A 15,813-nucleotide genomic window follows, 5' to 3' on the forward strand; every position below is an offset into this window, starting at 1 on the left:
GACTTGCCAAGTTCCCTGGCGAGCCACGAGGCTTTGCCCTGACTCTTGGCAGCGGCAACCACCTTAGCGCCCGTCTGGTTATCTATTACGGTCAGATATCCGCGCTTACTGTCTACGTCTGATACTGTCCCAACGAGCCATTCATGGCGGCCTGATGTATTAGCCACATCTATACTCCCATGTTCATTTTGCTAGGACCGTGTTCTCGCGCGGGCTCAAGATCTACACCGGCTGTCTTCGCAGGCCCTGGAGGACTTTTATAAAGCGTTCCATCACGTAAGGTGGGCGAATTTGCGGACTGCGTTACTAGAGCCGAAACTGCCTCATGAGCGGCGGCTCTGTGCTCGGTTAGAACGCTGAACTCTTCTCCGCGGGTTGTCGTTGGCGATATGGCAGTCTTTTGCACAGCAGCAAAGGGCTCAAGCGATATGCCCAGTTGCTTTGCGATATCCGTAATCTTGTCAGGGTCTGGCTTGCCGACGATCTCGAATTTGCTCACTGGCTCGTTTGAGCCAGCTTCATAGGCCAACGAAAGGCGCCTAGCATCAACTTCCGTTTCATACAGGCGCGATTTCGGAACGTTAGCTACCTCTTCAATATATTCTGCGGCCGCTCCCCAATCTGTGGTTATCCGTGTTTGGATGGCGGGATACTTAAGCGGGAGCTCAAAATCCCCGTGTGTTTCTTCGAGAGCACGAACTACATTCTCATACTGAATTTTGGCTTTTTGTCGCTCACTTTTTGCTGCCTGCTCCACCGCCTGGGCTCCGAGATAGCGCCTTTGCGCGTCTGCGACTTCATCGTACCCAGCGACCGGGAGTGGCGCCGGTTTTTGTTGTTCTACCGTTAGGCCAGCACCAGACATTACCGCGCCTTCCCAGCGCGCCATGCCCAGGTCCGCGAGTTCCTGCATTAGCTGGGGATTTGGCGTAACGCCAGCAAGAGACACCCTAAGTCCATCTGGCATATTAAGGGCGAACTCTGAGGCAAGTTCGCCGACCATGTCTTTAGCGTTTTGCGAGACTTGCGCGATTGACTGGATGGTTGCGCTGAAGCCAGGCTCCGCCTCGACGGTGATCATTATTAGGCCATCAAGAGCGACGCCTTTGTTTGCTGCACACAAGCTGAGGTAACTTAACGTTGTTTCGTCGTGTAACAGTCGATTTCCCTCTGTCGCGACCTGTATATCAAAGAGAGTCTTGCTATCACCGGTGACACCGATAAGGGGGGCGCGACCAATCATCCACGGAACACCGGTAGTCGTATCGTGTTTCGCTATGAAACCCTCTGCCTCGAGAGATCTCTCTAGTCCGTGCTGTTCTATGACGACCGTCTTTGCTATGCGCTCGAGAAGCTTCTCGCCAGAATACCTCTGCGTTGCTGGGAGGGCGACTCTTCGCAGCAGTTTTTGATCAATGACTTCAGAGGCAGAGTAGCCCGGGTAATATTCGCCGGAGGCATCTGCGTAGAGCGCTCTCATATCGAGCGCGCCGAAACCTTTAGACTGCTGCAGTAACTGGTAGACACCACCTGTCGACCATACTTTCGATGCTGCATGCAACCAACGATCTGCCTCTTCCATGCTCACAGCACCAGCTGCAACCTGAGGCAATTCCGCTAAGTGCCCCCGCAAAGAGTCAAAAGTGTTTCTCGAATCTGGGCGAACTTCGTAGTCATCGATGACTACATCAACGCTGCTTGACAGGTGGTCTCTGTTCTTTGTCTGCGGCATTACACGTACCGGTATACATTGGCATGAACAGAAAATATCTACAATGTGAAATCAAATACAGCGAAAATCTGTGGAAATCCTAAATTTGGTGTATAGAAGCGACACTATATGCCCGACCGATCATTTTCTGTCGGTACGCACTATTTATTCATTATCAAGAACACGCTGCCTGAATCTGGCCATCTCAATGAACCTATCTTTCGTTGCGCCGATCATCAGAATCGGAGCGTCGCCATTCTCGCTGGCGGGGAACACAATGGAAGGGGTTCCAAGCGCTCCTACTTTCACCATGGCGTCCCAGTTCAGTAGTGCGCGCTCTGTGCCGGCCCTGAATTCATCGCTCAAACCCTCGCCTAAGTTTCTCTGGTGCTTTGTGTAGACCCTATCGAATGCCTCAAGACGTTCGGATTGAGTTTCCGTTCCCAGCACCATTGCGGCCAACTCGAGAGAATCGGGGCCCAGTATGGCGACTGGCAAATACCGAAACGTTACATTCATCGAATCAGCGAGACTCAATGCGTCAGAATGGAATGCCTTGCAACCTGGACATTTCATGTCGAAGAAGACGTATACCAGCTGATCACCGGACCCTACTGAAACGTAGTGCGCCGCCTGGACCGCAGCGATTTGAACGGCGTCAAGCTCCCTAAACGATCGAGCGTCGTTTTTGCCACTTGCCATGTCAGGCGCTGAGCCCCCATCAGGATTGAGGCCGAGTACTAGCGGCGGTAGCGCAACCCCAGGCTGCTGTGTGACGTCGTGATTATAAAGTGCCATGTCCTTTTGCTGTTCTTGCTTCGAGCTATGGCTGATAACGCGCGGGATTGCGGGCCCCGTTATGACCCAACGCCCATCTGCGGCCTGGTAACCCTCTATCAATACATCATCGACAGTCTTAAGAATGTGAACGTTCCTGTTGGTAGTAAACAGGTGCTCAGTGCCGGCAGGTGTTCTGATCGGATCAAGGCCTTTTTCTTCAATAACTATGGCGTAAATAACTAGCCACACAGATATCGCAAGGAGCGCTAAAAGGAATCCGGCTGTGCCACCATCTATTGCTCGACCCATTGTTACTCCAATAATTTAAATCGTTTCATGAAACATTGTACAACTCCGTTTCTGATACTGAGAACATATTTTCGAAATAGCAACATTTTTTCTAGTATTTCACGGCGTTTGAGTAAAGAATTAATACTAATCACGGAGATTCTAAAACGTGCTTTTATGAGCAACACGTATGTAGCCATCGCAATACCGACGCGCGTCATTGTTAAAGATCATGGTGCCGAAGTGAGTATGGAGGTGCCGGAGGAAATGCTTGCGATGCCGATCGTCAGGCAAATGGCGATACTTTTCGACCTTGCGGATCATCTGGAGGGTGGATGTAGCAGCACAGAAGGAAATAGCGCTGCGATACATCACGACCTCGTAGAGAGTGCTTCGATGGTGTTTGGGATCGGTGCGCTCGTCACGCGCACCGCAGCAGGATGGCAGGCTGCGGTGAATATCACCTGGCCCGGACAGTGGTCTACTATCTCTCAAAGAGGCAGACAGTCCCTATTGCTTGCGATAGCACATCAGCTCAGGCAAGCGGGGGTGTGGATCGGGCGAGGTGGTGTCCGCCATGAATAATCTAGGAGCGGGTGAGGTTGCTTCGGTAGAGCGGCACGTACAGAAGCAGCTACGTCACTTTACATCCTTTAATTTTGGCGTGAAGGTGGCGCTACCCCTAGTTTTCAGCACTTGCCTTTTAGCCATTTTTGTATCTGTCGCGGCCGTTTTGCCGCCGAAAATACTCGCCCACAGTGGCGACGGCTACGTGACGTATTCGCGCGTCATCCCAGAATTACAACAGCTAGTAAGTCCCGAAGAGGCTGAACAATGGGCGGCTGACTCATTGGTAAATATACTTTCTTTTCACTTCAGGGATGTCGAGAAGACATTTGGTGAGGCGAAGTCCCGCTTTTCCAAAAGCGGCTACAGAAGCTACGTAGAAAATCTAGAGCGTAACGGAACTATCGAGTCGCTCAAAAACCGCGGAGGCATTGTCACGACAATAACGAAGCGGCCATTTGAGCTGTTGCACGCCTACAGGCAGCCAGGCAGTTACGGGTTTTTCAAGTTCCGGGCACAAGTTTTGACAACTGTATACGGGGCTGGTGAGCCGAGCACATCATCGAAGTACATGGTAATCGATATGCGTGAACTTCCGAGAGGCGCAGGTCACCATCCGCTCGAGATTATTAATCTTTACGGTACCGAGACGTGATGGGTGATAGCACCATGATGAGAGATAGGCATGAACGCGAAAATTCTGCGGCTAATGAGAATGTAAAGCTTGACAGTGTTCCTGGCATGTCTTTGCTGAATACCCCGCTACCGCAAACATTCGTCCTTATGACCGGCGAGCACTATAGATCCATGAATCAGAAAATGGCGCTCATTTGCTTGGTACTGCTCACGGCGGTCGGGGCTTTGGGGTGGGCGCTCACAATCGTGACATCACAGCCGCCTGTAACTCTAACTTATATGACTGACAGTGACGGTAAGTTGATTGATTATACGCCAACCAATTTGCCCACGCTGACAGATGCTCAAGTCCTAGAATGGGCAGCTGATACGATGGACAAAACACAAGCTTATTCTTTTTCAAACTTTGATAGTCAGCTGAAAGCCAATTACGTGTATTTCAACGGGTCAGGCTGGAAATCCTATCAGCGAGCACTGGCTGACTCTCAGTTGAAGCCAAAGCTTATGAAAGAGCGTCTCACTACCTGGCTTGAACCTTTAGAGGCTCCGAGGATATTGAAGCGCGGGCCTATCCAGGGCGCTCTTGGTTACGAGATCCTCTACAAATACGTCCAGTTTTTTGAGGGCGGGGCAATATCACGGCGAACGCCGCCTCTCCAAGCCACGCTTTTGGTCAAAAGAGCGCCGAGGAATGAAAGCAACCCGGCTGGACTTCAAATCGTTTCATATCTCGTTAAGCAAGGCGGAGGTGATTAGGATGCGCTCTGGTTCTATTAGGCTGTTTCGGACAGTGCACCAACGACAGTCTGCTCTTTCTGCAGTACTTATCGGAGCGCTAACGGCGTTTTCGGTGAGTGTCATCGCACAAGATCGTGGAGGGCAGGCTCAACAGAAGGTCCAGATAGATCCTCGTGGAGAGGATTTGTTGATTTATACGGACCCATCTAATCCGATTAATGATGTGGATGATCGCGAGTTGACTCGCAGGTTGCTGGAACGAATGCGAGACGCGACGATGGCGCCTGAAGAGATTCGTGAGCAGAGGGCCTGGCAGGATAAGCAAGAGGAGGCCCTGTTTGAGCAGCAGCCCGTTGTGGAGCTAACAGAGATTATAACGGTTTCCACACGGCCCGGGGCGCAGCCAGAAGTGATCTATGTCACCCCGGGTCGCATTTCTGCTATGTCTGTCATTGATAGCACCGGAGAGCCATGGCCCATAGCGTATGCTCAGCCTGGGAATACTGCGAATTACGAAGTGGCTCAAGTGGAGCAGCATGCATTCAAAAACCTCTTAACTCTTCAAACGCTTTATAGGGCTGGCGAAACGAACCTCACTCTTATGCTGCACGAACTACCTGCAGTTGTCCCGCTTCGCATACGAAGTGACGGCGGCAAATATCATCCGTCGCCAGTGATTCAAATAGACAGAGAGGGGCCCAATGCCAAGGTGGTCTCCACAGTTGGAGAGGACCAGCTCGAAGATGATGAGATCATGAAAGAGATTGTGGTTGGCATCCCGCCTGATGGCGCCCAGAAGTTAACTAGCAGCGACCGCAACGTAGAAGCATGGACGCTGGGCGACCATCTTTATATCCGTACTAAATACACGCCAGTTGCGCCTATCGGCAGGGCATACCATTTTGGGGCTGCTGGCTGGAGGGCCGTTCGCATGAGTCAAACCCCTGTCCTGACCATGTCTGATGCGAGCGGTGCGATTAAGAAGGTTTTCCTTCAAGAAGAGGAGTTTTGAGATGGCCGACGCTGACAAAAAGTCGTCTCGTGTCGTTTCGCTGCTGGCGAAGCTTGGCATCGAGGTTACACCTCACAATCGCACGTTTCTTTTGTTGTTAGGGTCGTTTCTTGTCCTGGTTGTAATTGTTTGTGTTGTTCTATTTGCAACATCAGGCTCAGATGACGAGGTGGCCAGAGTAAGTTCTGTTGCCAGCGCCGAGCCTAAATCACGAGAGGGAAATGATTCAGCACCGAGTGAGTATTACAAAGAAGCGCAAGCGGCGGTCAACGATGAGAAGTACCGTGCAGCCGAGAAGGGTAGCGGCTTCGCTATGCCATACACGTTCGATTTGCCCGAAGGAGTCTCCAGTGAGGAGATAACTGGCTCTTTGCAAGGGATGACCGATGCCGAACTGCTAGTCGCTATGGAGAGGCTGGGGTTACCTGTAGATGGAGCCTACCGAGACTTTAAGTCGCTCGGTGAGAGCGATCTTTGTCTGAAGGCCGGGGGGCAGCTTATTACGTGCGATGGCGGGCCGGTATTGTTTGATGGTGTTATTGCGTTTGTCGGCGCTCAGAACGAGCTAGTTGATAACCGTAATCAGCCGATACTGGATGCACGCGGACTTCCTATGTACGTCGGAACCTCTGGCGCGATATACGATCCAGAGGCTTCTGAAGTGGTTCTTCTCGGGCGCCTAACCACAGAATCAGGCATCATATTCTTGCCTAATGGGCAGCTCGTAACTCGTACAGGGAACATGAGCCAGTGGGGATCTTCCGATATATGGCGAACGCTGGAGAACCAGCTGGTAACAGTCGACGGCCTAGCCATCAAAGTGCAGGGACGGTCGGTAGTAGCGGATGATGAAAACAGATTGCTGTCAGTCGCAGGTGATTTCATTAACTGGGAAGGACAGCCAGTTTACATCACAAGCCAGGGCGCCATTACCGACCCAGACGGCAAGGCATTTTCTAGCGAAGGTCTATTGATCTCAACGCGCGGCACGATTATTGATAATCGCGGATATTTGAAGGAGCGCGCGATTGATTTCGACCGCCTCGGGGAATCCGATCTTTATCTACGGTCAGACAATTTCATAGCGGGCAGTAACGGGAAGCCAGTAAATCACTATGGGGTAATGGTGAAGCGGGCCACAAATGGGCGCGTCATGCTTAGCAGCGGACACCAGCTTGTGTCGCGTAACGGAGCTCCTGTTACGCTCACGATGCAAGGTGTACTTCGCACCGCTATGGGGAAGGGGGTGTTTCAATCGGGCGGTTTAGTCGACGACAGCGGCGTCGCTTTTGCGCGCAACGGTCGACTCCTTTCGCGCGCCCAGATGATTGATAAACGAGGTTCATCAGACCTTTATGAGGCCGGAGACGGCTTGTTAACAGACAGCCAAGGCAGGCCGACTCTCCATGACGGAAAGCATGTTTTCATTGTCGAAGGCGCAACGAGTGAAGATGGTTCCGACCGTATTTTTACGTTTGATGGGCTCCCCGTACTTGATTTCGATGCAGACCCCATCGAGCTAATGGCTAACGGTGTTTTCCGAAAGGTAGGCGGAGATGTAGCCCGGCAGTCAGGCATTTTGACAACTTATGGCGGTATTTTGCTATCAGCAGACGGGCGGTTGGCGGCTGACCCGAGGCTTATCAAAGAGGTGCTTGGCGCAGATGGGCGAAAAGTCTACTACAGCGGTGAGCAGGTCTTTCGAGACGACTCTGGTGTCCTGGTGGACGATCGATTAACACCGTTTTATGCGCCGGCGGGCGGTGAGATAACGCTGTTAGAGAATGGCAACCTGGTCGATCAAGCGGGAATGCCGCTGTCTGATTTCGAACTTCTTGCTCAAACAGGCAGTCCTGTAAGTGGCCCTTACGATATAAACGATGCTGTTCGGACTGTGAGGATGGGATCAAGCGCGATCACAATTACAAGAGACGGTGCGCTTGCTGATCTTGAGGGCAAAGGGTTTACATACCGCGGATGGCCAGTTTCGGTCGACGAAAACACAGGAAGGTTGTACATACCGGGACAGAAATCTGTGAACGTGCGTGATTTTGAGGGCGGCGACATTTTCTTGTCAGATACCGGCATTTTGACTCGAGACGACAAGGCTACTGCGCTATCACTGGAAGTCGTGAAGTTCCACGATGGCGCCTACCTCGGATTGGACGGCCAGCCTGTATCGAACTCGACTCTCAGGCTCGGAGAATCAGACATTTATACGTCTGGTACTGACAGGCTTTTCGACGCTGAGGGGCGCGCAATTCGCGGGCCTGAAGGGGAGTTAAAGCGTGATGACAGGTCAGGTCGTGTTGTTTACGTTGAGGGGCTGCCGCTCCGAGATATCGACGGCGAGACACTTTTTATAAGCCGAAATGGGTTGTTTACCAGGAAGGGTGGTGATAGGCCAAAATACCTGCGTATCACTAATCAAGAAGGCGTCCTCTATGACAAGAAGGGGCGGCTGTTGAATCGCGGCGGCCTCCTAACCAGAGTGACTTCTTCCGGGGTATTTCGATCTGAGGAACGCCAGCTCGTGTCTTCCTCTGGTGTACCGGTTCTTATTGATGATGATGCGGCTTTTGTTAACGAAGAGAATGCAGTTGTCGATGCCCTTGGACAAATGCTACGCGTGGCTGGCCGAGGTGTTTTCCTACAGCGCGATGGCATCCTTTTAGATAGCTCAGCCGATCAAGTGCTTGCACCAAGCGGGCGAGCGTTATCACTACGCGGTGAGGGTATTTATGATGATGCAGGATTTGCGCTGGGGGCTGACGAGACGCCCAAAAACGTGATGGTCGCGGATATACCGCGTAGCGCTGTACAAACAACGCGGCCGGATGCAGCCGTTTCCACACCCACGGAAGAAGTGGAGCAGCCAGCCAGACCAGCTGTGAATTTGCGAAACCTCGATGCCGAGCAAACCGAGCGACTGTACCGGCGAGCAGAGAAAATACAAGGTAACGCGATAGCGACCCTTGACCAGTTGCGTCAGGCTCGCGCTGCGGGATTCAGTTCTGGAGGCGTGGGCTATCAGTATGAGGAGGCTGCCCCGGGCTCGGGCCGGCATGGTGGGTCAGTCGGCGGTGGTGCGTCGCGCGAGAGCGCTAGAGAAATGTTACTTAATGCAGGCGACGCTCTCTACGTTACAACCTCTACTGGCCTAAATACTGATCTCGGCACCCAGGTGGTAGCAGATCTCGTTGCATTGCCGGGGGCAAAACGTTTTACTCCCAAGCATCCGCTTTATGGGGCGAGGCTTACCGGCCAGCTAGCTCTGAAATATGACCAGATGGTCATTGAGTATAACTCGCTCTATTTAAAAGATGGCACTGCAATTGGTATTGATGGAGTTGCCCTTAACACTAACAACCTAGAGGCGGCAGTGGGTGGTGACGTCGACCGTCATCTCCTCTATAGGTATGGGGGGCTATTCGTTGGCTCGATCATCCAGGGCGCTGCGATCGCTGCAGGTGAAACGCGCGACACCGTCGAAATATCGACCGGTGCATCGGATCGGTTCCAAACGGAGGGGCTCGATGGGACGGAGCTTGCCATTCGCTCATTGGAGCCGCTCGGCCAGAACGTAGCACAAGCGTTTTCGCAAAACATCAACCGGCCTATCACTGTCTCTCTACCCGTCGGATCTGAAATGGGAGTCATCCTCTTCGAACCGGTTTTCCAGGAAAATATGCAATAAAACTAAAAAATCCCGCGTTTTAGCTTGTTTTTTGCACCAGCACAGTCGAACCTTATTGCATGATTTATTGGGTTGAGTACGCCGGTGTCAGGTAACGATAGCGCAGATAGTGACGGTTGGGATGTCGAGGGCAATCCCGACCACTTGAAGAATATACAGCGGAGCTCGCCGCTCGAGGAAGCGCTGAACGAGCGCGCGGGGACGCCCATACTTCCTGATTCTCAAGAAGCGGCGCGGGGCCAGGAAATCAAAACCCGTCGGTTTGAGGCTGAGAGAGGGAAAGCGGACGGCGGTTCGGTCGATATCGTTCCTCCCTCTAGCCCTCGTAACAAAACATCACAAGCAGATACTATCGCTGCGCCTCCCGTTGATCCGGGCAGTACTTTTGATGACGATACTAGGGGCGTCAAACGTAAAGGTCGAGCGCCGTCTGGAGTGGGAGAGGAATTAAGCCCCACGGCAGAAAAAACGAATCCAGACTCTGAAGTGGTCTCAGCGGTCTCCGAGAATGATAGCGAAGTCTTTTCTGTTCCAGCTGACTCAAGTAACGCCACAGCTGCGCGGTGGCCGAAGTTCGCAGGTGTCGCCGCGGTGTTGTGCGCAGTTGGAATCGGGATCTATATTTTGGCTGGGGGCACTGACCAGGCGCCGAAAGAGGTATCCAGCTCTCAAGATTCTACTGCTCCGGAGCCCTACGCTGGTTTCAGTGAGCCTCCTGTCCAGATCGAGGTAGAAGCACCAGGGCCCCCCGATGCTATTGATCTCGGCTTGTCAGTTGAGGTTACGTCGCCTGACTACTCCATGCCAGAGGACGACCTCGACGCTTATAGAGCTGAGGTAAGTGCCGAGTACAGTGCACTCCCTCCGGTCGGTGCGGCCCAGACGGTACTTGAGCTTGACCCAGAAGCAACCTCCATTGATATCAAGTCAGATGACGCAACCGGCGATGTTGCTCTAAACGGATATCGTGACGAAATTGCCAGCGCGCTGTTAGAAAACTATGTGACGAAAGCGGAGATGGAGGCCGCCATGGCAGAACAAATAGCTGCTCTGGACTTAGCGCCGCAACAGGTTAGGGAAATCCTCGCCAGACTTGACGAGCTCGAAAAAACTGGTGCGGAGCAGGGTGCATTGATATCGCGTAATGCTGCAGCGATCGCCGACTTATCTTCACGGGATATCGAGCGTAATGCGCAGGTTGGCGCACTGGCAGAGGGTATCACTCGAGTTGCCGCAATGGTTTCTGAAGCGGCTCCGGGGCGCAATGCCGTTGATTACGCCGGTCGAAGTTCTCGTTCTAGTGAATCTGCGGCCGCAGCGAGGCTCTCCATCCCATGGACAGTTAGAGCAGTGACGCCACATATGGCATTCCTGCAGAATGCGGCTACAAGCGAAGGCAGGAGCGTCAGGGTAGGCGAAGACCTGCCAGGCTGCGGCGCTGTCACGGCCATCAACGCCAGGCAAAACACAATTGCTACAAAAGGTTGTGGCAATTTAAAGACGCTGGGGCAATAAGCGATGAACGCGCAGGATTTTCTCGTAAATGGGACGGCAGTCATCCCCAACCTGCTCTCACTCTTATTTACGCTGGCGGTGGCTTTGGGTCTATGGATTTCGCTATCAGCGATGCTTGATCTGATCACGCCCAAGTCAATGAAGCGCAAAGGTGATAACACACGAATAGCGGCCAAATTCATTTTCGGCATGTTTCTCACATCAATGGTGTTTGTCAGCGAGGTTGTAGGCACCTCGTTCTTTGGTATTGAAACTGATAATCGGGTTGTCACAGAAGGTGTGACTGCCACGGCAGGTGGGGCAGCGTCCATAGAGATATGGCGGACTGCGATCATTTTCTATCTGGCACTGCTTGGTTGGTGCTTTCAGCTGTCAGCTCTTTGGGCTGGAGCCACTGGCAGCGAGAACAGTGGGCCCTACAAAAAAAAGGCGTTGGCCAAGTATTTCGCGGGGGTTGGATTGGTCAACATCGTGCCCGCGACAAACGTGATATCTAGGACATTTACTGCGTCGAGTGACGCGCTTTTAGTCGTTCCATAGGGGGGCATACAGTGGATACTGTTTATCAAGCGTGTGTAAAAGGGGCCAACAACTTGTGCGTTGGCATGTATGTAAGAGGTCAGATTGCAAAGACCGCTGTCCTGACGGCCCTACTGGGAAGCGCGGGTCAGTCCTTTGCGCAAGATAATGCGGGGCAAGTTGCCGACAGGCTTGAGGACCAACTAGACAATATTGGTCGGCTCGGGCTGACGGCAGGAGTGGCTGCCGGCATCATAGTGATGCTCATGGGCATTTTTAAGTTGCTGAGGGGGAAGGATCGAGGAGAGAGCCCTGCTGAGGCGGCCAAATACTTTATAGCGGGCGCACTCCTAATTGGTATCTCTGGAGTTATCCTGGTTGTTAACAGTTCGTTCTTTGGGGAACAAGGCGGTGGCGGAGACCTAAACCGCTTGGATCTTCTCACCGAGTAGATATCGGATCGTCAGGGGGCGCATCAGTGCCCCCTGACGTTCTTCATAGCGGATGCATTTTCTTCCGGACAACTTAGCCTTTGAGCCTTACCGTGATCCCCATACAAACGATGTGGATGTCACGGATGACTTTAATTGGCATCCTAATGACGAAGACACCAAGTTTTTAGCAAGCCGAGGCTACCGGTGCGACTGTTGCGGCATAGACTCGGCGCCTTCGGATGCGGTCCCATCGGGATACATGGAGATATTTCGGGAGCCTCATGTTGAGACTCCGAGGCCGGCAGACTTCAGTGATTGTAAATTGCTATGTGTGATGTGTATGCAATCGCAGCACGTTGGTCGCATTGTTAGAGATAACAGGCGGCTCGATCACGGTACGATTGTCTATTGCCCTGCGTTCAGCCAGGGTGATATCTGCAACTTAGCCCAGGTGTTGGGGGCGGCAAAAGAGTTTGATAATCCCGCCGCGGTGGGGCTTGGCAAATTTGTCAGTGCTCTTGCGGACGAAGGCGCGAGGCTTGCTCTGGCTGAAGTTCTTGTACCTGAAGATCTGTCTCACGAAGGGCTAACCGTGCCGATGTTTCTCAAACTGCAAAAAAGCATGTCGCCAAAATGTAAATCGGGACGATCTAAATTATTTCGAAATCTGCGCTACCTCCCCCTGAAAGACTTCGGGAAACAACTTCAATACTGGGCAGAACACAGTGGTTCGATCAAGAGCGCCTTGTCGGATAAGTAACGGCGTCTGTTGTAGTTCGACCAATTATATTCAATGCGGGGTGCGACGTGCGCTATATCCATCACAGCTCTTTCTCTGACAAAATATGGTATGCATATGATGTCGTAGCTCAACGTCTGGGCAGGCTCTTCAAGTCTTCCTCCAGAGATTTCTGCGACATCCAAATGATAGCAGACGCAAATACGCTCGTTATGATCGACGGCACCTTGGTAACTGCTGTAAAGATTCGAGGGATGCGCCACGCTGCTAGAGCCGGCGAGATGGCCGTTTTGCTAGACTTTCTAACCGGCAAATTTGGCTCATATACAAAAGACGGGGCACACTATTTTTCAACCTGGTTTGAGCGAGATGAGAGCGACACCGTGCGAGACGAGTTGGAGCGCACCTATGGTAAGTGTCGAGCTTCAACGGCCGCCATGGGCGCAGATTTTTCAGACATTATCGACGAACAAATCGATGTCCTTAGCATGTGCTCCCGCGAAACCGCAGTTCTACTGCTTTATACAACGGCGAATGGCCTCAGTAAGGATGAACGTTCATTACTTGCCAAGCGACACGACGCTGCTTCAGAAGGGACGCCGTATTTGGGGGACGCACAGCCGCTGACATCTTTTTCGATAAACCTTCTGCCGTCGCATAGCTCATTTGTAGCTCAAACGGTGTCTGATCTAGGCGTCAAGGACATTGAGACTCAACCCTTAAGCTCAGTAGAGTTACTAAAACTCATACGCTCAGGTGTCACTCCGGAATATACGGCAGACGAGTGGGAGCCGAGGGTGCCCGGCAGCATTACGAATACCGGAGTGCGCCCACCACCGCTGAGGGTCCCAGAAGAACAGAACTGGGACTACTCACAAGTGTTTTGGCCGCAGATAGCGAAGCAGCTCTTTCCGGTGGAAGCTGTCGCCAATCACTCCACTTGCGAGATTGGAGGGCGCATTTACGCACCAGTTTCTATTGCGCTACAGCCGGAATCACCAGAGTTTTTTCAAGCATTATTTGCGAGGCTAAACCGTAGCAATATACCTTGGCGGGTCCATCAGTTGGCGCGCGGGGACGCTCTGGCAGTGTTCGGGCTGAAGTCAGTCATAGCGCAAATGTTACGATGGTCTGGACCACGCGAAAACGTACGGATTGTCGAAGCGAAGAAGGCTTTAACAATGGCGCGGGAGGACGGGATTCCTCTCGTACAGCTCCAAACAGTCTTCTGCACATGGGGCCCTGCATCCGATCCCCTCATTGTTGAAGAGAGGCGCGCGACACTGGTTCGATGCATACAGGCGTGGGGCAATGCGGAAGTAGAACTTGTGGAAGGTGACAGTCTCGAGTCTTTTTGTTGCACCTTGCCCGGAAACAACATTGGTTCCGTTGGTTCGCCTGCTGCGGCGCCTTTATATGATGTCTTGAGGATGGCGCCACTGACGCGCCCGACCACGGCATGGGAAGACGGAAGCCAGCCGCTCCGGACAAAAGACGGGAAACTGATACACTTTGAACCTTATAGCACTAAGCAGCAGTCGTGGGTTCACTTAGTCACGGGGAGCATGGGCGGAGGTAAAAGTGTTTATCTAAATTCCTGTAACCTGTCTCTGATACTGAAATCTGATCTTCGGGAGCTCCCTTTTATCGGGATTATTGACGTTGGGCCAAACTCCAAGGGCTTAATCGATCTGATCCACTCTGCTTTCCCCCAGAGCATGCACCACCTAGCCCTGTACAAGCGGCTGACCAACACCGCGGATTCATCGATAAATGTATTGGATACGCCGCTTGGGCTACGCGTGCCTTTGTCCATGCAGCGTAACCAGCTTATCGCCTTTATTACCCTGCTGGTGACCCCTGATTCTCAAGAAGATGCGCTAGAGGGCACTTCTGGTTTTGTATCTGCGCTTATAGATCAGGCCTACCGTCAAAAATCCACCTTCGGGACCGAAAACAAATATGAGCGAGGGATCAATCGCGTTATTGACTCCGCTTTAGATGATCTGAATTTCAGCCCAGACCATGCGAAGGTGATGTGGTGGGAAGTTGTTGACCATCTCGCTCAGGCAGGCGAGACGCACTCGGCGACAATCGCGCAGAGATACGCCGTCCCGACACTCGGCGATCTTGTTATGCTCTGCAATGATGAAAATATACTCGAGATGTACGGCGGGAATACTGTAGCAGACACAAACGAGACCCTTCCCAGATACATGTATCGTCGGCTCACCGACGCCATGAATCAGTATCCAATACTAAGCGGAATGACCCAATTTGATCTTGGTGAGGCTCGAATTGTGTCTTTCGATCTCGACGAAGTAGCCAAGGGGGGCTCCTCTGGTGCTGGGAAAAGGCGTACGGGCGTGATGTATCTACTGTCTTTTCAAGTTCTTACGGCGCGCTACTTTCTTACCGAGGAGCACCTGCTTGAGATACAGACGAAGGACAATCAAACGTTTGATTACAGAACTTACCACCGCGAGCAGATCAAGGCCATTCGCCGGCTACCCAAACGCATCGTAGTAGATGAGAAACATCGGGTGAAGGGAATTACTATGGTCGAAAACCAGTTTGACGTTGCCATACGTGAAGGTCGCAAGCTGAAATTAGATGTCTGTTTTGCCTCACAATTAGCTACAGATTGGACCCAAGCACAGCTTAATCTTGCCACACAGATCAGCGTAGTGGGGACGGCGAATGCATCCATGCAGAAAGAGTTGATCGATACGTTCAATCTTTCGCCCGCAATGGCATACGAGCTGAAGAATAATATGCGAAAGCCCAGTCCCGAGGGCGCAACTGTATTGTCAATATTTGAGACCGAAGAGGGTACTTACGAGCATCTACTGTACTCAACCCAGGGTCCGCGGTTTATATGGGCGACCAACTCGAACGCTGATGACAGGTACGTGCGAATAGAGCTGTCCAATAGGATTGGGCTTTTGCAGGCGCGTACACTGCTTGTGAATAAGTTTCCTTCCGGCACGCTTGGTGCACTTGTTGCTCAGCGAAAGGCCGCCCTGGGCATTGATACTGACTCTTTAGACGGATCTACTGAGGATGATAGTAAACCTCTACTGGATGGGATAGTTATGGAATTGGTCGAGGAATACGCTGACTCTAGGTCAGGTTTCATGCCATCATCGGATTCGGATTTAGATGTCTTGTAATCAA

12 protein-coding genes are annotated in these 15,813 nt (G+C 52.2%); 10 read left to right on the plus strand and 2 right to left on the minus strand.

The genetic code is table 11. The annotated features are described in order from the left end of the window. Positions 1-169: 169 nt before the first annotated feature. Positions 170-1,732: a hypothetical protein gene (locus A3709_RS11275; RefSeq protein ID WP_066054424.1), complete on the minus strand. Its 1,563-nt coding sequence runs from the start codon at positions 1,730-1,732 to the stop codon at positions 170-172. Between the two features lie 144 nt (positions 1,733-1,876). After that, positions 1,877-2,800: a thioredoxin domain-containing protein gene (locus A3709_RS11280; protein ID WP_066054426.1), complete on the minus strand. Its 924-nt coding sequence runs from the start codon at positions 2,798-2,800 to the stop codon at positions 1,877-1,879. Positions 2,801-2,908: 108 nt separating this feature from the next. Here A3709_RS11280 and A3709_RS11285 point away from each other — a divergent pair, with 108 nt between their 5' ends. The 10 genes from A3709_RS11285 (at position 2,909) to A3709_RS11330 (ending at position 15,809) form a co-directional block, all read left to right on the plus strand. Next, complete coding sequence (locus tag A3709_RS11285; protein WP_156507701.1) at positions 2,909-3,364, plus strand: hypothetical protein; 456 nt, start codon at positions 2,909-2,911, stop codon at positions 3,362-3,364. After that, entirely contained in the window at positions 3,357-4,001 is a 645-nt protein-coding gene (locus A3709_RS11290; protein WP_066054429.1) for a DotI/IcmL/TraM family protein, read from the plus strand. Before A3709_RS11285 ends, A3709_RS11290 begins: the two co-directional genes overlap by 8 nt. Continuing rightward, a complete protein-coding gene (locus tag A3709_RS11295) occupies positions 4,001-4,738 on the plus strand; it encodes a DotI/IcmL/TraM family protein (RefSeq protein WP_066054431.1) in 738 nt (245 codons plus the stop codon). Before A3709_RS11290 ends, A3709_RS11295 begins: the two co-directional genes overlap by 1 nt. After that, positions 4,674-5,732 (plus strand): DotH/IcmK family type IV secretion protein, encoded by a 1,059-nt coding sequence (locus A3709_RS11300; RefSeq protein WP_082850073.1) that lies wholly within the window; start codon positions 4,674-4,676, stop codon positions 5,730-5,732. The genes A3709_RS11295 and A3709_RS11300 overlap by 65 nt, the downstream gene beginning before the upstream one ends. Position 5,733: 1 nt before the next feature. Then, positions 5,734-9,429 carry a DotG/IcmE/VirB10 family protein gene (locus A3709_RS11305; protein WP_066054437.1) on the plus strand — a complete coding sequence of 1,232 codons (3,696 nt, stop codon included), beginning with the start codon at positions 5,734-5,736 and terminating at the stop codon, positions 9,427-9,429. A gap of 84 nt (positions 9,430-9,513) precedes the next feature. Next, complete coding sequence (locus A3709_RS11310) at positions 9,514-10,944, plus strand: hypothetical protein (RefSeq protein ID WP_066054438.1); 1,431 nt, start codon at positions 9,514-9,516, stop codon at positions 10,942-10,944. 3 nt (positions 10,945-10,947) lie between these two features. Beyond that, a complete protein-coding gene (locus tag A3709_RS11315) occupies positions 10,948-11,484 on the plus strand; it encodes a hypothetical protein (RefSeq protein ID WP_066054440.1) in 537 nt (178 codons plus the stop codon). An 11-nt stretch (positions 11,485-11,495) separates the two neighbouring features. Continuing rightward, positions 11,496-11,915, plus strand: coding sequence for a hypothetical protein (locus A3709_RS11320; RefSeq protein WP_156507702.1), 420 nt, complete (start codon positions 11,496-11,498; stop codon positions 11,913-11,915). A 322-nt stretch (positions 11,916-12,237) separates the two neighbouring features. Beyond that, positions 12,238-12,657, plus strand: a complete 420-nt coding sequence (locus A3709_RS23235) for a hypothetical protein (protein ID WP_156507703.1) — start codon at positions 12,238-12,240, stop codon at positions 12,655-12,657. A 191-nt stretch (positions 12,658-12,848) separates the two neighbouring features. Then, positions 12,849-15,809 (plus strand): hypothetical protein, encoded by a 2,961-nt coding sequence (locus tag A3709_RS11330; RefSeq protein ID WP_156507704.1) that lies wholly within the window; start codon positions 12,849-12,851, stop codon positions 15,807-15,809. Positions 15,810-15,813 lie beyond the last annotated feature (4 nt).

The sequence above is a fragment of the Halioglobus sp. HI00S01 genome, from assembly GCF_001635445.1.
GTDB classification, from domain to species: Bacteria; Pseudomonadota; Gammaproteobacteria; order Pseudomonadales; family Halieaceae; genus Halioglobus; species Halioglobus japonicus.

What these genes read in the sequence shown, in the direction of transcription:
- A3709_RS11300 (WP_082850073.1), top strand. Translation starts at nt 4,674, where the DNA reads ATGAAAGCAACCCGGCTGGACTTCAAATCGTTTCATATCTCGTTAAGC.
- A3709_RS11280 (WP_066054426.1), bottom strand. Translation starts at nt 2,800, where the DNA reads ATGGGTCGAGCAATAGATGGTGGCACAGCCGGATTCCTTTTAGCGCTC.
- A3709_RS11275 (WP_066054424.1), bottom strand. Translation starts at nt 1,732, where the DNA reads ATGCCGCAGACAAAGAACAGAGACCACCTGTCAAGCAGCGTTGATGTA.
- A3709_RS11305 (WP_066054437.1), top strand. Translation starts at nt 5,734, where the DNA reads ATGGCCGACGCTGACAAAAAGTCGTCTCGTGTCGTTTCGCTGCTGGCG.
- A3709_RS11330 (WP_156507704.1), top strand. Translation starts at nt 12,849, where the DNA reads ATGATCGACGGCACCTTGGTAACTGCTGTAAAGATTCGAGGGATGCGC.
- A3709_RS11290 (WP_066054429.1), top strand. Translation starts at nt 3,357, where the DNA reads ATGAATAATCTAGGAGCGGGTGAGGTTGCTTCGGTAGAGCGGCACGTA.
- A3709_RS11315 (WP_066054440.1), top strand. Translation starts at nt 10,948, where the DNA reads ATGAACGCGCAGGATTTTCTCGTAAATGGGACGGCAGTCATCCCCAAC.
- A3709_RS23235 (WP_156507703.1), top strand. Translation starts at nt 12,238, where the DNA reads ATGCAATCGCAGCACGTTGGTCGCATTGTTAGAGATAACAGGCGGCTC.
- A3709_RS11295 (WP_066054431.1), top strand. Translation starts at nt 4,001, where the DNA reads ATGGGTGATAGCACCATGATGAGAGATAGGCATGAACGCGAAAATTCT.